Consider the following 18,093-nt stretch of genomic DNA (forward strand, 5'->3'; position numbering starts at 1 on the left):
AATCGCCTTTGCACGTTAAGATTGAGTATACTTATTTTCAGTCTCGCATCAAGTGTGCGGTGAAAAATCCGTCGCCAAGTGGTCCAACCGTGTAGCGATACTGCCAAAGGCAGCTCCAGCCCGGGTTACGCTGCAGAAAAGCGGTGACCCGGTCTTCGTTCTCTGAACTGAATACCGAACAGGTGGCATAGGCCAAGGTTCCTTCGGGTTTCACCAGTTCTGCCGCCGCTTGCAGAATATCGTCTTGCAAGGCGGTCAGTTCGCATAATCGGGCCTCGGTGAGGGTCCATTTTCCTTCGGCGGCGCGCCGCCATGCGCCCGAGCCGGAACAGGGCGCGTCACATAGAACGACATCGAAGGGACCAGCGGTTGTGAGGGTCTCTGTCGTAAGCTGTGTTATCTGTGCCCCTGCGCGCGTGGCCCGCTGCGGCAGGTCTGCCATCCGGCGCGTGTCGATGTCATGCGCCCAGACAGTACGCTCTGGTTGTGCCGCAACAGCCAAAGCTTTGCCCCCGCCGCCCGCGCAATAGTCCAGGACCTTCTCACCTTTTGGCAAGGCGGCAACCACGGCCTGACTGGCCGCATCCTGCAATTCGATCAATCCGTCCAGAAAGGCCTGAGAATTACGGATCTTGCGGGTGCCATCCAACACTGTCAGGGCCGTATTACACAGGTTGTTGGATTCGGTAATGATGCCTTGAGCAGCAAGCACTGGAATTAGATCGTCGCGGGTCGCATGTGCGATGTTCACCCGCAAGAAGACCGGCGCGCGTTCCTGAAGTGCCCGTGCTGTCGCATCCGCCTGCGCGCCCAGAGATTCCCGGAAATGGGGGATCAGCCAATCCGGCAGGTTCCACAGGGTCGCTTCATCTGTCGGTGCGGCCGGCGCGTCGGATTCGGAATCTGCAAGTGGCGTTGGTGCATGGCCAATGCCATTGAACAATGCTCCCAGGTTCGCGCCTTGGCTGCGCAGCAAACCGATCACCAAAGCACGGGGCGTGCTGCCTTTTCCCATGTGAGCGGCAACGCGTTTGCACCGCAATACATCGAAAACAAGATCGCGGATTGCCGCCCGGTCCTTGGACCCTGCAAAGCGGCTGCGTCGGGCCCAGCGGGTCAGGGCCTGTTCGGCGGCAAGCCCCTCGGACATGTCATGGAGGATGTCGATGGCCGCCGCCACGCGTGCGCCCGGTGTCACGTGCCACCCAATTGGTGAGAGTCGCGTTTCAAGGTAATGATAAGAATTGGTTAACCTACTCTGTAGTTCGGGCTTTCCCGCGTAATCTGCACATCATGCACATGGCTTTCTTTTAGACCGGCACCGGTGATTTTCACAAACGAACAGTTCTTGCGCATTTCAGGAACGGTGGCACAGCCGGTGTAGCCCATCGCCGCCCTTAACCCGCCGACCAATTGATGCACCACGGCACCGGCGCTGCCCTTGTAAGGCACCTGCCCTTCAATGCCTTCCGGCACCAGCTTGTCGCTTGCGGCATCTTTCTGAAAATACCGATCCGCAGAGCCGCGTGCCATGGCCCCTAGAGAACCCATGCCACGATAACTCTTGAAACTGCGACCCTGATAGAGGATCACTTCGCCCGGGCTTTCGTCTGTGCCTGCAACCATCGACCCGATCATCGCACAAGAAGCGCCGGCGGCGATCGCCTTGGCAAAATCGCCCGAAAACTTGATGCCGCCATCTGCAATTACCGGCACATCGCCTGCTGCCATTGCGCAATCCTGTATGGCAGTCAATTGAGGCATGCCAACGCCCGCTACCATGCGCGTGGTACAGATCGATCCCGGCCCGATACCGACCTTGATGCTGTCCGCACCGGCGTCAATCAGCGCGCGGGTCGCCTCGCCCGTCACCACATTGCCAACAACGATCTGTACTTCGTTCGATATGGCCTTGGCGCGGCGCACAGCGTCGGCGACGCTTTGTGAATGGCCGTGCGCAGTGTCGATAACCACCATATCGACTCCGGCTTCGACCAGGGCCTGAGACCGCTCGAAACCCGCATCCCCGACGGTTGAAGCCGCCGCGACGCGCAAACGTCCCAGGGCATCCTTGCATGCGGTGGGATTGAGCACCGATTGCTCGCTGTCCTTGAGGGTTAGCAGACCGGTCAAGACCCCCTTGCCATCAGTCACAAGCAGCTTTTCGATCCTTCTTGCCTTCATCAGGCTCAAGGCTTCACCGCGGTCCGCGGGTTCGTGCAGTATGGCGAGATTTTCGGTGGTCATCATCACCTTGACTGGCGTTCTGTCATCCGAGGCAAAGCGCATGTCGCGGTTCGTCACTATGCCGACAACGCGGCCCGATTCATCGACAACAGGGAATCCCGAGACATTATAACGTTCTTGCAAGGCTTTGGCATCGGCGAGGGTTTGATCCGGCGTCAATGTGATCGGGTTGTATACAATGCCGCTTTCAAACCGTTTCACCCGCCGCACCTCGCGGGCTTGTTCCTCGATATTCAGGTTGCGGTGGATCACACCCATTCCGCCTGCCTGGGCCATGGCGATGGCCATGCGTGCCTCGGTCACTGTGTCCATGGCGGAACTGAGCAAGGGAATGTTCAAGGCGATCGATTTGGTGACATGTGTGCGCGTGTCTGCCGTGGACGGCAGCACCGTGGATGCCCCCGGGACCAAGAGAACATCATCGAAGGTTAAGGCCTCACGAATTTCCATTTTGCACCTCTGGCTTATGGCTTCATTTGGCAAGTTCCTATCTCACGGAAGGATTGGGATGAAAAGAGGCATTTCGCGCCCTGCGCTTGTATTGCAGCCGGCTTTGCGAAAAGCTGTCCAAAACGGAGGACAAAATGGCCGATCACGGATATGATGCGGGGAGGTTGAACCTGCCGTTTGTGGGGATCTCTACTTTTGGCAAACGGCCTTACCAGCCGGATTGGGCGGCGCTGGATGCGGATGTTGCAATCCTCGGGGCCCCCTTTGACGCGGGCACACAATATCGCGCCGGTGCAAGGTTCGGGCCGCGTGGCATACGGGAGGCGTCCACGCTGTTCAGCTTTGGCCATGCGGGTGCATATGACCACGAAGATGACGTGACCTATCTGCCCGGCAACGTGAACATTGTCGATATTGGCGATGCGGACATTGTGCATACTGATACCGAGACCAGCCATGCCAATATCGAAACCGGTGTAAGGGCCATACTGGAGGCAGGCGCATTGCCTGTTGTGCTCGGCGGGGATCATTCGGTCAACATCCCCTGTATACGCGCCTTTGCAGGCCAGGGAGATATACATATCCTGCAAATCGATGCCCATCTGGATTTTGTCGATGTCCGCCACGGCGTGCGCCATGGCCATGGCAATCCGATGCGGCGCGCAGCCGAGCAGGATCATGTTACGGGATTGACACAGGTCGGCATCCGCAATGTCAGTTCGACCGCCAAGGAAGGCTACGAGGATGCCCGCCTCATGGGATCGGACATAATATCCGTGCGGCAGGCGCGCGATTTGGGAGCACGTGGAGTCTTGGGGCATATTCCCGCTGGTGCGCGGCTCTATGTGACCATTGATATTGATGCGTTTTGCCCGTCGATTGCCCCCGGAACGGGTACCCCCTCCCATGGCGGGTTTTTGTATTATGAAGTGGTGGAGTTGTTGCAGGCCGCCGCAGAGCGCCATGAGATCGTCGGGATTGATCTGGTGGAGGTGGCACCGGATTACGATCCGACGGGGTCGACCTCGATCCTGGCGGCACAGGTGTTGCTGAACTTTCTGGGATTCATTTTTCACGCCCGCAGCCTGTTGTGATGGTGCAGGCGCTGCGAAGCGGTGCGGCGAGACTGTTGGGAAGGTGTTCAGGGGCTCTGCCCCGTCGCGCAGGCGCGACTCCCCGCGGTATTTAAGGCCAAAAAGAGAAACAGGCGGCAGAGCGCTGCCGCGATCGCGGCACAAATGACGGTGCGGCGCTGTTATTTGCCGTTGTTTGGCTTTCCCCTCGCAAGCGCCGCGCTATGATGGGGCAAAGACCTTAGGGAATATGGCCATGAGCAGCGATCCACTTGTAATCTTTACGCCTTCTGGCAAGCGCGGGCATTTTCCGGTTGGCACCCCGATCCTCACTGCGGCGCGTCAGTTGGGGGTCGATCTGGATTCCGTATGTGGCGGGCGCGGTATTTGTTCGAAATGCCAGATCACACCAAGTTATGGTGAATTCTCCAAACATGGCGTGACGGTTCAGGAGGACGCATTGTCAGAGTGGAACGCTGTCGAACAACGCTATGCGGACAAGCGTGGCCTGAAAGCCGGGCGGCGTTTGGGGTGTCAGGCGGCGGTGCAAGGCAATATTGTCATTGACGTGCCGCCCGAAAGCCAGGTGCACAAGCAGGTGGTGCGCAAACGTGCCGAGGCGCGTGATATTGTGCTGAACCCTTCTACCAAGCTCTATTATGTCGAGGTGGCCGAGCCTGACATGCATGATCCCTCCGGAGACCTGGAGCGGCTGCGCGCCGCCCTGTTGAAAGAATGGGGGCTTGAGAACATCAGTGTCGATCTGCATTTTCTGAAACAGTTGCAACCGGTATTGCGCAAAGGCGGCTGGAAGGTGACCGTGGCGATCCATCTGGGCGATGACGAGAGCCCCAATCGCATCATTCAGATATGGCCGGGGTATTTCGAAGGCACGCTTTATGGGCTGGCCGTGGATCTGGGATCAACCACCATCGCCGGTCATTTGTGTGATCTGGCGACGGGGGCGGTTGTTGCCTCGTCCGGTGTGATGAATCCGCAGATCCGTTTTGGTGAGGATTTGATGAGTCGCGTCAGCTATTCCATGATGAACGCCAATGGGTCGGATGAGATGACCAGGGCTGTACGTGAGGGCATGAATGGCCTGTTTCGCCAGATTGCCATTGAGGCTGACATCGACAGGCAATTGATTGTCGATGTTGTGTTTGTGTGTAACCCCGTGATGCACCATCTGTTGTTGGGGATTGATCCTTTTGAATTGGGTCAGGCTCCCTTTGCTCTGGCGACCTCTGATGAGTTGAGATTGAGGGCACGCGATCTGGATCTCGACATCCACCCGTCAGCGCATGTTTATTTGTTGCCCTGTATTGCGGGCCATGTGGGGGCGGATGCGGCGGCGGTTGCGCTTTCCGAAGCGCCAGACAAATCCGAGGATCTGGTTCTTGTTGTGGATGTCGGCACCAATGCGGAAATCCTGTTGGGAAATACAACAAAAGTTCTGGCGTGTTCGTCACCTACCGGTCCTGCCTTTGAAGGGGCACAGATTTCATCGGGGCAACGGGCTGCTCCGGGTGCGATTGAACGGGTCGAGATCAATCCGGTAACCAAACTCGCGCGTTTCAAGGTGATTGGCAGTGATCTGTGGTCGGATGATCCTGCATTTCCCGATGTGGTTGCGACAACTGGCGTGACCGGAATCTGTGGTTCGGGAATCATCGAAATGGTGGCAGAGATGCGGATCCATGGCATTGTTGACGCCCCCGGCCTGATCGGAACATCAGCGCAGACCGGCTGTGCCAATGTCTTTGCCGACGGGCGAACAAATTCCTATCTGGTATATGACGGCACCGCAGAGGGCGGGCCCAAGATCACGGTCACCAACCGTGACATCCGTGAGATTCAGATGGCCAAGGCCGCGCTTTATTCCGGGGCACGTCTATTGATGGATAAATTCGGGGTCGACAAGGTGGACCGTGTGGTCCTTGCCGGTGCCTTTGGGGCGCATATCAGCACGAAACATGCCATGGTGCTGGGCATGATACCTGATTGTCCGCTGGACAAGGTGACCTCGGCGGGGAATGCCGCAGGTACAGGCGCGCGGATTGCCCTGTTGAACACCGATGCCCGCGCCGAGATCGAACAGACCGTGCGCAACATTCACAAGGTTGAGACAGCGATCGAGCCGCGTTTTCAGGAGCATTTTGTCAATGCCTCTGCCATCCCCAATGCGATCGAACCCTTCCCGATCCTGAACTCCATCGTCAATTTGCCGACCGCGACGTTCAACACCGGCAGTGATGCAGAAGGACGCGGTGGACGGCGCAGGCGGCGCGGCTGACGGATATTTCGCTCAGCAGGATGGGCCGGTCAGATTTTGGCGGGTCCATCCGTTAGAAACGGCGGGACAACGCCACGCCACAGGCCCGTGTTCTGGCCTCGAAGACTGCGACATTGGATGTCGTTTTGCCAATCTGACAGGTCAGTTTTGGCACCACCCCACGATAACTGAACTTGCTGTTGAACAGGGTCACAGAGACATCGGCAAAACGATCCTGTCGTGCAAACCCCAGTAGACTGCCAAAGTTTCGCTTGCCAAAAACCGCCTGCCCGCTCAATTCGGTCCCGTTGCGAAACGCTGTACTGGCGCGCAGGGTGGCGGCAAGGCTTGTGTAACGTTGCACATCCGCCTCAGCATTCGCATGTTCCGCCTGCACCCCAAAGCGCAGCGCGAGGGATGGGCTTGGGGTCAGCAGATAGCCTGCATCAACCAGAATGCGCGGCCCGTCAACAGCGCGTCCCCCCTCGACATCAAGGGTGGAGACTTGCAGGCGCCCATCAATGCGGCGGCGGCGGTTGATGTTGTAGGATCCGAAAATGCTGACGCCATTGCGTGTCACATCACCGGCAGCGCGAAAACTGGACAGATGGAAAGTACGCAACCCGATTTCCGCCTGCGGAAAAAACCGTGAATAGGAAAGGCCGATTTCAAGGTCACTTTGCGGTGCCAGATGGGTGGAATAGACCTTTCGCTCCACGCGCCAGTCAAACACCACCAGATCGCGGGGGGAAAGCGTGGTACGAGCGTATCCCTTCAGGCCAATACGACTGTTCCACCCCGCAATCCGGCGGTTTGCCGGGTCGATGGTTCCGGTCCCCAAAAGATCATTTTCAATCGTTTTGTTGTCGGTTCCCTGATTGATGTTGTCGGAGGGGGTAAATCCCAGAATGACACTCACACCAAATGGCCGTTCCGCGACGATCCGGTTCAAAACACTGCGGTACAGCCTGTTCAGTTCGGGGCTGTGGTTGCGCTCTGCCAGGATTTCGAACTGGTACTGCGCGGCCGCCATCTGACCATCCAGAATAAGTGTATAGCCCAGCTCTTCGCGCAACGGAATGTCATTGGGGTGTGACCTGAGGGCCGCGCGCAATATCGTTATCGCACGCGCAAACTCCCCGTCAGCACGCAAGAGACGCGCTTGTGACAATCGGCTTTGATCCAGCCCCGCGTCTTCAAGGGCATGGATCGGTCCGGGCGACAACAACAGGAAAACCGTCAGGAAGACACCAATCCAAGCCGCGACGCCCTGAGCCGTGCTTTGCGTCAATTTGCGGTCCCGACCAATCCACCTGCAATGGCCGAGTTGCTGTCAGTACCATGGAATGTTGCGATCACGCCGGTGCTGCCAACCTGCCCATTCAACGCGGTATCCATGCGACCAGACAGCACTTTTGTACCCACAATGCCACCCCTGACGTTGTAATCCACCTGTACGGAACCGGTCACTTCCTGACCACTGATCTGACCATCTACTTCCAGATCCGACGATGAGCCGGTAAGTGTCCCCTCGCTATAGTCTGCGGTCAAGGTCGTACGGCCGATGAAGCGGCGGGAACCTTGATCTGCGTTGATGTAATTGCCTGAACGATTTGTGTTATCAAGAACGATGTAATTATAGCGTGTGTTGTAGGTCACGGTGCCCTCTGTGACAGGGTCGCCTACCTCTGGATCATCAGCGATACCGGCCACAGCGACCACCTGTCCTTTGCGTTCATTGATCCCGGTTGCGAATGCGACAAGCCCCACCCGCGCATCTGATTACGGACAAATTCGATTCACTTTCCAGTGAAACATCTACCCTTCCGTCCGAAACGCGCTCAACTCCGCTTGCAGTGATATTGCTGGAGCGCCCGCCAGACCCACATGCCGACAGCAAGACAATTGAACCAAGCGCTACGCATTGAAAGGCTGCACGTCTGGATTGAAAGGTGAATGGCATCTGTTTTCCCCGCTCTGGATACTCATTGTTTTCAGGATAGTTACCTAAGTTACCCGTTCAGGAAGAACAACCAGAAATAGAGCGACATTAAAAAATGCCCGCAAGTTACCCTGGTTCTGTTCCCGTTGACGGTCGCTTGACCGCGCAGATAAGATGCCATATTTGACGTGCGACGCGGGTATGGTGAAAAGGTATCACGGCAGCTTCCCAAGCTTTAGTTACGAGTTCGATTCTCGTTACCCGCTCCATGCCCTTTTTCTTCCAGACCGCCATGCGGTGCCTTTTCAAGCGCAGATTTGGTGGCTTTGAGCATGTTGAGGAATCGTTGACTTGCTGCGATCTTCAGCGACACTTCGGCTATTTTGGAACTGAGGAAAGCCTCCATATCCAAATCAGCCCTTGGCGCAGTCAATTGCCCCAGAAACAAGGTGATGTCGGCGATGTTCAATCCCGGAGTGCCTTGCAGCAGCGGGCCACAGCCCGCCCCGGACAAGTTAAACCGTCATGGCAGAAAGCGCGGAAACCTTTGACCAAGATTGATTTCAAACGCAATCTGAAACATCTTTACGCCCCCACAACGAAAGCCTTTGTCGAAGTTGTCGTACCACCAATGACCTTTGTCAAAGTTGATGGTGCTGGGGATCCCAACACCGTTGAAGCCTATGCGCAGGCGCTACAGTCGCTGTACAGCATCAGCTTTGGGATGAAATTTGCTGCGAAAACCTTGTTGGGACAGGATTATGTCGTACCGCCGCTTGAGGGATTATGGTGGGCGGATGATCCTGCTGACTTTACTACGCGAAACAAGGATCAATGGAACTGGACCATGATGATCATGGTGCCGGATTTCGTGCGCCCCAAGATGTTTGAGGACGCGCTGGAGAGAACAGAATGCAGAGTGGGCACCCTGCCCTCTAGCTTACGGCTGGAATCCTATGATGAGGGGCGATCACTGCATATCCTGCACATTGGCAGCTATGATGATGAAGCGCCCACGCTCGCGCGGTTGCATGAGGAGATCATGCCGGACCTTGGTGTTACCTTTCACGGGCCACATCATGAAATCTATCTGAGCGATCCGCGCAGAACCGAAGCGTCCAGACTGAAAACCATTTTGCGCCAGCCTGTCAAACCTGTAGAAAACGCGTGGTAAATCGCACAGCCTGAGTTATTAACCTGCACCGAAAGGAAACCCCCATGGCCAGATCCTGCCAAAGTTGCGGCATGCCACTTGTCAAAGATCCGCAGGGCGGCGGAACCGAGGCGGATGGCAGCTTAAGCGTCAGCTATTGTTCAATTTGTTATGACGCAGGTGCCTTTCGCCACCCGGATGTAAGCCTGGCAGACTTTCAGGAACACTGCGTCGAAGCATTGATGCGCTCGGGCATGCCCAAGATCATGGCATGGCTGTTTACACGCGGCATCCCGAGACTGGAACGCTGGAAGGATTCCTAGGACGCCTGCCCGATCAGGACTTCGCCAAATGCCTCGCGCAGGTTGCGTTTCAACACTTTACCTGTCGCATTGCGCGGCAGCACATCGGTAAAAACCACGCAATCCGGGATCTGCCATTTGGCGATTTTGTCGTCGAAAATGCTCAGAATCTCGGCTTCTGACGGGTCTTCTCCTTCGGCTTTCACGGCGACCAAAATCGGTCTTTCGTCCCATTTCTCATGGCGTGCGCCGATCACAGCCGCATCCGCAAGTTTGGGATGAGCGATGGCGATGTTTTCCAGCTCCACAGAAGAAATCCACTCTCCGCCGGATTTGATGATGTCCTTTGAGCGGTCCTTGATCGTGACATAGCCATCAGGGTCCATCGTGGCGACATCGCCGGTGTCGAACCACCCATTGCTCAGTGTCTCTTCGGTGGTTGAACGGAAATAGGAATCGAGAATCCAATGACCACGTGTCACCAGATCCCCCTGGGCAACTCCATCATGGGGCAAGGGCTTGCCCTCGTCGTCAAGGATTTCCAACTCGACCCCAAACACAGGACGCCCTTGGTTTTCGCGCAGACGATGCTGTTCTTCAATTGGCAATTCCCGGTGTTTGGCAAGGGGTTGGTTGACAGAACCCAAGGGCGACATTTCTGTCATGCCCCAGGCGTGGATAGTGTCGACGCCATATTCTTCGCGAAAGGTGGTGATCATCGACGGCGGGCAGGCAGAGCCACCAACAACGGTACGCTGGAGGCTTTCCAGCTTGCTGCCGATCTTCTTGGCCTCTCCCAGCAATCCAAGCCAGATGGTCGGTACACCCAATGCAATCGTGACCTTGTATTTATCCAGCAGACCGACCAAAGATGCCCCGTCCAGCCCCGGACCTGGCATCACCATACGTGCGCCAGACATCGCACAGGCATAGGGTGAGCCCCAGGCGTTTACGTGAAACATCGGTACCACGGGCAGCACCACATCGGTTGCAGCAATGCCCAGGCTGTCGGCCATATTCACGCCGAATGAGTGTAATACGGTTGAACGGTGAGAATAAAGAACACCCTTGGGATTGCCCGTTGTTCCAGAGGTATAACAAAGGCTTGACGCCGTCAGCTCATCCATTTCAGGCCAAGTATAATCTGGGTCGCCACTGGCAATCAGATCATCGTAAAAGATCAGCCCCGGAAGTTTTTCGGCAGCCTCGGAGTCAGATCCCTCCATCAGCACGATATGTTCCAGATGCTCCAGCTTGTCGCGTACGGCGGCGACCAGCGGAACAAAGGTTTTGTCGATGAATAAAACCTTATCTTCGGCGTGATTGAGGATATAGACCAGTTGTTCAGGAAACAGACGCGGGTTGATCGTATGGCAGACGAACCCGCCACCCGGCGCACCAAAATAGATCTCCAGGTGACGGCGGTTGTTCCAGGCAATGGTGCCGCATCGCGCCTGTGCATCCAACCCCAGCTTGCCCAGAGCCGAGGCCAGTCGCCGTGCATTTTGTGCAACCTGCCCCCACGTGGTTTCCTCAACCCCGCCACCGGTATTGACCGAGAAAATTTCGGATTCTGAATGGTAGCGTTCAGCATGGGTGATCAGAGTTGATATCAGCAGCGGTTGCGTCATCATTTGGCCAAGCATAGCGGTCTCCTCCCAGAGATGTGTTTATTCACAACTTGGACAAAGCTGCGGCCTCTTGCAAGCAGGTGCTGATGCACCTTATGCATTTGACATGACTTTGGTTTATCATACGCCGTTGAGTGCAGCACAACAGGCCGTTGCCGGTGTTGACCCGGTGCAACCCCTTGCGATGGCGGATCGGGTCCGGTTTTCAGAACTCGACGTTCTGAACCACGTCAACAACAAGACCTATTTCGAATGGTTCGAACGCTTGCGGATCCGATATTCGCAGGACTGGGGTATTTCCAATTATGCTGGTCGCGCGGGAAGCCCCCGTATCGTGATCCGGTCCGGTGCGATCCACTATCGTCACGAAATGCATATGGACGAAGACTATATCGCTACCTGCAGATGTAGTGAATTTCGCACAAATTCCTATACGCTGAAACAACAGGTTTGGTCGGCAGGGACTTTGCGCGCGACATTTGATTGTGTGCTGGTGTTGTTGAAACCTGACGGATCCGGCAAGTTCGCGATCCCCGATTTGATCCGTGACCGCTTTGTTGCGGTCGATGGTGCCGCACAGAAAGGATAGGTCATGACCCTTACAATACGCCCGCTTACCTCTGCGGATCGCGCTGCCTGGAATATCCTGTACCTGGGATATGCGACCTTTTACAAAGTCGATCAAACCGCGGGAATGCGCGATACGGTATTTGGCTGGTTGATGGACCCCGAGCATGAAAGCAAGGGCTTGGTCGCTGTCGGTGAAGACGGGAAATTGGTCGGATTGACCCATTACCGCCCTTTCGCGGCGCCGTTGACAGCGTCGGTCAAGTGTTTTCTGGATGATCTGTTCGTTGATCCGGCTGCGCGCGGAACTGGTGCTGCAGACGCCTTGATCGAAGGTGTGGCCAAAGTGGCGCGTGAGAACGGTTGGCCAGTGGTTCGCTGGATTACCGCAGATGACAATTATCGCGGGCGCGGCGTTTATGACAAAACCGCCACGCGCACAATGTGGATCACATATGATCTGAAAACCTAATCGCGATGTTTGATTAAATAATCGACAAGCGAGGCTGTCGAACTGTCTTTGCCTTCCGTGCTCTGTGTTCCGTCAACAACGGGTTGCAGCGACGTGGCCAGTTCCTTGCCCAGTTCGACCCCCCATTGATCATAGGAATTGATGCCCAGAATGACACCCTCGACAAAGGTTCTGTGCTCGTACAACGCAATGATCTGGCCCAGGGTAAACGGATCAAGCCGTTCATAAACCAGCGTCGTCGAGGGGCGGTTGCCTGGAAACACCCGGTGCTGCGCCTGCCGTTCAAGCTCATTACCCGTCAGGCCTTGGTCTGCCATGATCTTGCGCGCCTGTATCAGGGAACGGCCCTGCATCAGCGCCTCGGACTGCGCCAGGCAGTTGGCGATCAGTAAGTGGTGATGATGCGCCAGTTCGGGTTCGTGTCCGTTTGCGGCGACCATGAATTCGCAGGGGATCACGCGGGTACCCTGATGGATCAGTTGGTAAAAGGCATGTTGCCCATTGGTGCCTGCAGCCCCCCAGACAACTGGCCCGGTGTGGCGGTCGACTGCGCTGCCGTCCATCTTAACGCGTTTGCCATTTGATTCCATTTCAAGCTGTTGCAAATAGTCCGGCAATAACGACAAACGTTCATCATAAGGCAGCACAGCACGCGTTGCGTAACCGCAGATCTGATTGTGCCAGATGCCGACCAGCGCCAGCATCATCGGCATGTTTTCCAGCGGATCGGCAGCGCAAAAATGTCTGTCCATTGCATTGCCACCGTCAAGAAACGCCTCAAATCCCCTGGGCCCGATCGCAATCATCAGCGACAGGCCAATCGGCCCCCAGACAGAGTACCGCCCGCCGACCCAATCTTCAAAGCCGAACACCTGATCCGGGTTGATGCCAAAGGCGGCGGTTTTTTCTTCGGCGGTACTGAGCGCGGCAAATTGCGTTGCAGGATCTCCGCCATGATCCACCATCCAGGCCCGTGCCGTGCGGGCATTGGTCATGGTCTCGATTGTGGTAAAGGTCTTGGAGGCGACGATGACAAGTGTGGTCTTGGCATCCAGACCGCGCAGGGTTTCTGCAATATGCGCCCCGTCGACGTTGGAGACAAAATGACAACAGGGTCCGTCGTGATAGGGTGCAAGTGCAGCAACTGCCATGGCAGGGCCGAGATCGGACCCACCGATGCCGATGTTGACAATGTCTGTGATGTCGCTGTCGCGGATGTGATCGGCAAAGGCTGCCATCCTTTGCAAGGTTCTGCGAATTGCGGGCATCACATCGTGACCCTCGACCAGGACAGGTGCTTCATCGCGGCTACGTAATGCAGTGTGCAAAACGGCGCGACCTTCAGTCTCGTTGATTTTCTGGCCCGAGAACATCGCGTCACGTTTCGAAGCGACATCTGCTGCTTTGGCCAGGGCAATCAGATCGGTGCGGGTATCGCCATCGATGTTCGTCTTGGAATAGTCAAAGCGCATGTGCTGTGTTTGAATGCAGAAATCTTCGGCGCGTGCTTTATCTTCGAACAGGGCAAGGATCGGCCGCTCGCCGATGGCGTCGAAACGGGTCTGCAGTTTTTTCCAGATTTCCATCATGCGGCCCAATGTACCGTTGCATTTGTTAACACCGCCCCAACGGGTGCTTCTTCGGGGGGCAGGCTCTGGGCGCGTTCCAGCGCCGCACGTTTGTGTTCACCAAAAATAGCCAGATGAATCGACATGGCCCCTTGCAGAACATGCAAAGGCAGTGTCACCCGCGTCGTGTCCTGACTGGTCGGTGTGGCAGGGCAAAGCAAGGGGGCGTCAGGTGCCAGCGCTTGTGCCAATTCAGGATCACAAGGAAACAATGACGCTGTGTGCATGTCGCCGCCCATTCCCAGCAGCAAAAGAGAGATCGGCAAATCACCTGCCAAGGTCGGTGCAACCTCAGCAGCCCCTTCGGCTGCGGTCAAACCCTCGCGATAATAAGGGATGAACTGAGCTTGCGCGGCAAGCCCGTTCAACAGTGTTTTCTTGACGAGCCGCGCATTGGAATGAGAATTGGTTTCCGCCACCCATCGCTCATCCGTTAACATCACACGCACGCGCGACCAGTCCAGTTCGACAGTGCTCATCAATTCGAAAATAGGACCGGGGGTCGTGCCACCCGGCACTGCAAACGAGGCATGGTCATGCATCGTCAGGCATTTGCGCAATTCGCTCGCCAGAACATTCGCAACATTCATGTTCAGCATTTCGCGGTCTGCGTATTCAATCAGATTCATGGAGAGACCTTTCGCCATTCGCGTCCATCGCGGCGCATCAGTTCGTGGGAATCTGTGGTTCCGTCCGTGCCGCTGTCATAAAACTTAGGGACTTCGCCGCGGGTTTCCCACCCTTGGATAATCGGATCGGTCCAGGCCCAGGCCGCTTCGACTTCGTCGCCGCGCATGAACAAAGTCTGGTTACCACGGATGACATCCATGATCAGACGCTCATAGGCGTCAACTTGTTCAGCATCCTCACCCAGGGCCTCGGCAAATGTCATGTCCAGCGGGACATCTATCAAACGCATCCCCCCCGGACCTGGTTCCTTGATCGTCACGCCAAGGGTAATGCCCTCGTTCGGTTGCAATCGGATCGACAACACATTGCGATGTCGGCCTGCGTCCTCGGCAAAGATGCTGTGCGGGGTTTCCTTAAAGACAACCGTGATTTCTGAACTGCGGGCCGACATACGCTTGCCAGTCCTTAGGTAAAACGGTGTACCTGACCAGCGCCAGTTGCTGATCTGGGTCTTGAGCGCGATGAAGCTTTCGGTTTTGGAACGCGGATCACCCACCGCGACGCGATAATTTGGATGTGACTCCTCGTTACCGGGCTCCGCGTCATATTGGCCCCGGTTAATATGGTGCGGCAGGACCGGATCAAGGGCGCGGATCACTTTCAGTTTCTCATCGCGCACCGCGTCGGGATCGAACCGCGCAGGTGGTTCCATCGCAATCAGGCACAAAAGTTGCATCAGGTGATTTTGTACCATGTCACGCATTGCACCGGATCTGTCATAATATTCGCCCCTGCCCCCGACACCCACGGTTTCGGCCACGGTAATCTGGATGTGATCGACGTATTGCGCATTCCACAAGGGTTCAAACAGCATATTGCCAAAGCGCACCGCCATCAAATTCTGTACGGTTTCCTTGCCGAGATAATGATCAATCCGATAGATCTGTTTCTCGTCGAAATAGGTCGCAAGGGTGGCGTTCAAAGCCTGGGCAGTCACCAGATCGCGACCAAATGGTTTTTCAACAACGATGCGGGCGTCCTTGTCTGCCATGCCCCATTGTTGCAGCCGTTCAGCCAAATCGCCAAACAACGAAGGTGCAACAGAGAAATAATAGGCCTCAACCTTGCCTGTGCCTTGCATCAGTTTCTGCAAATCCGCCCAACCCGCCTTGCCCTTGGCGTCAATCGCAACGTATTCGACCTGATCGAGGAAGGCCTTCAGAGTATCGGCAGAGGCTGATCCGATGCCGCCGAATTCTTCGATCGCCTCGGCCGCCATTTTGCGATAACCGGCACTGTCCAGCTTTGTGCGGGCGGCCCCGATGATCCGGGCCGTGGCGGGCATCTGGCCGGCAACAAAACGGCGAAACAGCCCTGGCAGGATCTTGCGCCGAGCCAGATCGCCGGTGCCGCCAAAAATCACCAAATCGAAGGGATCGACCGGAATAACCCGCGAAACCATCCGGGGCATCGCATCTTGAACGTTGGCCATTATTCACCGTCCTACATCTTTGCGGAAATATGTTAGCGCTACCATAAACCAATTTCTGCCGTTCACAAGGCCGTGCCTGAGCAGAGCAGCCCCTTTTCAAGACATGCTTGATATCATAGCAGATTGGATGACTGTGGGTCCATGATACAAGTCCCAACCTGAGACAGATCAAGGACAAGAAAGCGCATTGAGGAGCAAACATGAAAGATCTGGACAGAGGTACGGATGCCAATATTGGCAAGTTTCAGGACCCGATGCTGACCGCACAGGGCGATGCCCGCGCCACAGTAGCCCTGCGCAATCCGCAAACTCTCTGGTTCAATACTGGTACGCTTTGCAACATCGAATGTGTGAATTGCTACATCGCTTCCAGTCCGACCAATGACGCGCTGGCCTATATTTCGGCGGATGAGGTGCGCGTCTATCTTGATCAGATCGAGATGCGTGCATGGCCAGTAACCGAGATCGCCTTTACCGGTGGTGAGCCTTTCATGAATCCAGAAATGATCGCAATTGCCGAAGCGGCGCTTTCCCGCGGATATGAAGTCCTGATCCTGACAAACGCCATGCGCCCGATGATGCGCAAGCCGATGCAGGCGGGATTATTGCGGCTGAACGCGCACTACCCTGACAAACTGACCCTTCGGATTTCAGTTGATCATCACCGTGCTGAACTACACGATACCGAACGCGGCGCAGGGGCGTTTGAAAAAACTTTGACCGGAATGAAGTGGCTGCGCGACAACGGGATCCGCATGGCCGTGGCGGGTCGATCTGTTTTTGGTGACAGCGAAGCGGAAAGCCGTGCAGGTTACGGCGCGTTCTATCAAAAGCACAAATTTGATATTGATCCAGACAACCCCGGCATGACCGTGCTTTTCCCCGAAATGGATGAAAGCGTCGAAGTCCCCGAAATCACGACCGCTTGCTGGGATATTCTGAACAAATCCCCCGACACAGTCATGTGCGCCTTTTCGCGGATGGTGGTCAAACGCAAAGGGGCGGACCGTCCTGCCGTGCTGGCCTGTACGTTGCTGCCCTATGCGCCCGAATTTGAATTGGGAACAACCCTTGAAGAAGCTGAAAGGGATGTTGCCCTGAACCATCCCCATTGCGCCAAGTTCTGCGTTTTGGGTGGTGCCAGTTGTTCGGTCTGAACTGGTTTAGATCAACCGGATCACATGACCTTCGCCCGGGTCCATCGCGCCCTTGGCCAGTGCTTCATAAACCGCAGGGGCCGTATCCAGACCCATGTGGACTTTGACAGTCAACCATTTGGACGCCTCATCCGCCAGACGCATGAAGGCCTCACCGATCCGGCGGTCGATCTCGCCTTTTCCCCATTCCTGGCGACGCTTGGCGATCTGGGCGGGTGCAAAGAAAAATTCCGGCTTGATGCCATCCAGTTCGACTTTCGGGTTAAATGCGTCCCAGTGACTGATGCCGACTGCGGCTGAATGTTTCAGGTCGGCCGCCAGATGTTTATGCAGCGCGGCCTTGACCCTGGCATTCCCGGCCATATCAACAAAGACCGAGGCCTTTCGGGGTAAATCCGCGATTTCATCATAACTGAATACCTGATCGCAAGCACCTGCTGCAGCGACGAAACTGCGATTGCCCTCTGAGGTCAGACCGATGATCCCGAAGCCCCTATCAATCTTTTTCGCAAGGTATTTGCATAGGCCAAGCCCGGTTTTTGATGATGCACTGCCAATGATGATCTGGTCCGCACCAAAATAGCTGTTGTCGTCAAGCCAATCTGACAACAAATACGATGTCGCCAACAAGGGCTGTAACAATGCGCGCAGGTGGTCCTGATCTGGCGTTGTGTCCTTGACCGGCAGGTACCTGTTGTAAACGGCAGGTAAATCAAGGCGGTGCGCCGCAATATCCGTGACCTTGCCGCCGCTGGAAACCTCCGGTGTAATGACAAGAGACTCCGCCATGGGGTAAAAGCCATACAAGCGCGTGCCCACGTTCAAAGAGTCACTACGGGTCTGCACAACCCGACCGATACCCCAAACGGGGACAAGCCCCTGCCCCGGCACATCTACAGGAAAGAACTTCCAATAGCCGATGGCGTGACCGGAAGCGGCATAGGTGACATTGTTGGCGGTTAGGGCAAAGCTCTCAAGCGCGATCCGCACCTGGCCAGGCTGCAACTCTTCAGTCGGGACGGCATCTTTGGTAACGCGGGTGATGTTTTGCTGATCGACCAGAATACGCTGCAT

The 18,093-nt window shown here is 56.0% G+C and carries 17 protein-coding genes and 1 tRNA gene; 8 read left to right on the forward strand and 10 right to left on the reverse strand.

What is annotated here, in order from left to right; genetic code table 11:
* Positions 1 to 37: 37 nt before the first annotated feature.
* Both OS190_RS09620 and guaB read right to left on the reverse strand, forming a co-directional pair.
* Positions 38 to 1,198, reverse strand: a complete 1,161-nt coding sequence (locus OS190_RS09620; protein ID WP_267158478.1) for an RsmB/NOP family class I SAM-dependent RNA methyltransferase — start codon at positions 1,196 to 1,198, stop codon at positions 38 to 40.
* Between the two features lie 50 nt (positions 1,199 to 1,248).
* Positions 1,249 to 2,697, reverse strand: coding sequence for an IMP dehydrogenase (guaB, locus tag OS190_RS09625; RefSeq protein WP_267158479.1), 1,449 nt, complete (start codon positions 2,695 to 2,697; stop codon positions 1,249 to 1,251).
* A 134-nt stretch (positions 2,698 to 2,831) separates the two neighbouring features.
* Between guaB and speB the strand changes: the two genes are divergently transcribed.
* Together speB and OS190_RS09635 are read left to right on the forward strand one after the other, a co-directional pair.
* Positions 2,832 to 3,791: an agmatinase gene (gene speB, locus OS190_RS09630; RefSeq protein ID WP_267158480.1), complete on the forward strand. Its 960-nt coding sequence runs from the start codon at positions 2,832 to 2,834 to the stop codon at positions 3,789 to 3,791.
* A 235-nt stretch (positions 3,792 to 4,026) separates the two neighbouring features.
* Positions 4,027 to 6,066, forward strand: coding sequence for an ASKHA domain-containing protein (locus OS190_RS09635; RefSeq protein ID WP_267158481.1), 2,040 nt, complete (start codon positions 4,027 to 4,029; stop codon positions 6,064 to 6,066).
* A 52-nt stretch (positions 6,067 to 6,118) separates the two neighbouring features.
* Here the strand turns inward: OS190_RS09635 and OS190_RS09640 are convergent, their stop codons facing one another.
* Positions 6,119 to 7,336 (reverse strand): surface lipoprotein assembly modifier, encoded by a 1,218-nt coding sequence (locus OS190_RS09640; protein ID WP_267158482.1) that lies wholly within the window; start codon positions 7,334 to 7,336, stop codon positions 6,119 to 6,121.
* On the reverse strand, positions 7,333 to 7,758 hold the full coding sequence (locus tag OS190_RS09645; protein WP_267158483.1) for a hypothetical protein: 426 nt from the start codon (positions 7,756 to 7,758) through the stop codon (positions 7,333 to 7,335). Before OS190_RS09645 ends, OS190_RS09640 begins: the two co-directional genes overlap by 4 nt.
* Positions 7,759 to 8,182: 424 nt before the next feature.
* On the opposite strand from OS190_RS09645, the gene OS190_RS09650 reads away from it, so the two are divergent.
* Positions 8,183 to 8,256: transfer RNA gene (locus OS190_RS09650), tRNA-Gly, on the forward strand.
* On the opposite strand, the gene OS190_RS09655 is transcribed toward OS190_RS09650, so the two are convergent.
* On the reverse strand, positions 8,223 to 8,456 hold the full coding sequence (locus OS190_RS09655) for a hypothetical protein (RefSeq protein ID WP_267158484.1): 234 nt from the start codon (positions 8,454 to 8,456) through the stop codon (positions 8,223 to 8,225). The genes OS190_RS09650 and OS190_RS09655 overlap by 34 nt on opposite strands.
* Positions 8,457 to 8,534: 78 nt before the next feature.
* On the opposite strand from OS190_RS09655, the gene OS190_RS09660 reads away from it, so the two are divergent.
* Together OS190_RS09660 and OS190_RS09665 are read left to right on the forward strand one after the other, a co-directional pair.
* On the forward strand, positions 8,535 to 9,161 hold the full coding sequence (locus OS190_RS09660) for a GyrI-like domain-containing protein (RefSeq protein ID WP_267158485.1): 627 nt from the start codon (positions 8,535 to 8,537) through the stop codon (positions 9,159 to 9,161).
* A gap of 44 nt (positions 9,162 to 9,205) precedes the next feature.
* The gene (locus OS190_RS09665) at positions 9,206 to 9,463 is read left to right on the forward strand and encodes a zinc ribbon domain-containing protein (protein ID WP_267158486.1); all 258 of its coding nucleotides are present in this window, start codon (positions 9,206 to 9,208) and stop codon (positions 9,461 to 9,463) included.
* Here the strand turns inward: OS190_RS09665 and OS190_RS09670 are convergent.
* Positions 9,460 to 11,088 carry a long-chain fatty acid--CoA ligase gene (locus OS190_RS09670; protein ID WP_267158487.1) on the reverse strand — a complete coding sequence of 543 codons (1,629 nt, stop codon included), beginning with the start codon at positions 11,086 to 11,088 and terminating at the stop codon, positions 9,460 to 9,462. The genes OS190_RS09665 and OS190_RS09670 overlap by 4 nt on opposite strands.
* Positions 11,089 to 11,179: 91 nt before the next feature.
* Between OS190_RS09670 and OS190_RS09675 the strand changes: the two genes are divergently transcribed.
* Together OS190_RS09675 and OS190_RS09680 are read left to right on the forward strand one after the other, a co-directional pair.
* The gene (locus OS190_RS09675; protein ID WP_267158488.1) at positions 11,180 to 11,662 is read left to right on the forward strand and encodes an acyl-CoA thioesterase; all 483 of its coding nucleotides are present in this window, start codon (positions 11,180 to 11,182) and stop codon (positions 11,660 to 11,662) included.
* A gap of 3 nt (positions 11,663 to 11,665) precedes the next feature.
* Positions 11,666 to 12,112 carry a GNAT family N-acetyltransferase gene (locus OS190_RS09680; protein ID WP_267158489.1) on the forward strand — a complete coding sequence of 149 codons (447 nt, stop codon included), beginning with the start codon at positions 11,666 to 11,668 and terminating at the stop codon, positions 12,110 to 12,112.
* On the opposite strand, the gene pgi is transcribed toward OS190_RS09680, so the two are convergent.
* The 3 genes from pgi to zwf are packed head-to-tail and all read right to left on the reverse strand — an operon-like array spanning position 12,109 to position 15,832.
* Complete coding sequence (gene pgi / locus OS190_RS09685) at positions 12,109 to 13,701, reverse strand: glucose-6-phosphate isomerase (protein WP_267158490.1); 1,593 nt, start codon at positions 13,699 to 13,701, stop codon at positions 12,109 to 12,111. The genes OS190_RS09680 and pgi overlap by 4 nt on opposite strands.
* Complete coding sequence (gene pgl, locus OS190_RS09690) at positions 13,698 to 14,369, reverse strand: 6-phosphogluconolactonase (RefSeq protein WP_267158491.1); 672 nt, start codon at positions 14,367 to 14,369, stop codon at positions 13,698 to 13,700. The genes pgi and pgl overlap by 4 nt, the downstream gene beginning before the upstream one ends.
* Positions 14,366 to 15,832, reverse strand: a complete 1,467-nt coding sequence (zwf, locus tag OS190_RS09695) for a glucose-6-phosphate dehydrogenase (RefSeq protein ID WP_267158808.1) — start codon at positions 15,830 to 15,832, stop codon at positions 14,366 to 14,368. The genes pgl and zwf overlap by 4 nt, the downstream gene beginning before the upstream one ends.
* A 230-nt stretch (positions 15,833 to 16,062) precedes the next feature.
* Between zwf and OS190_RS09700 the strand changes: the two genes are divergently transcribed.
* Positions 16,063 to 17,019: a radical SAM protein gene (locus OS190_RS09700; protein WP_267158492.1), complete on the forward strand. Its 957-nt coding sequence runs from the start codon at positions 16,063 to 16,065 to the stop codon at positions 17,017 to 17,019.
* A gap of 6 nt (positions 17,020 to 17,025) precedes the next feature.
* Here OS190_RS09700 and OS190_RS09705 read toward each other — a convergent pair whose 3' ends face one another.
* A complete protein-coding gene (locus OS190_RS09705) occupies positions 17,026 to 18,093 on the reverse strand; it encodes a DUF2855 family protein (RefSeq protein WP_267158493.1) in 1,068 nt (355 codons plus the stop codon).

Origin of the sequence: Sulfitobacter sp. F26204, from assembly GCF_026410305.1 — a bacterium.
In the GTDB taxonomy this organism is placed as follows: Bacteria; Pseudomonadota; Alphaproteobacteria; order Rhodobacterales; family Rhodobacteraceae; genus Sulfitobacter.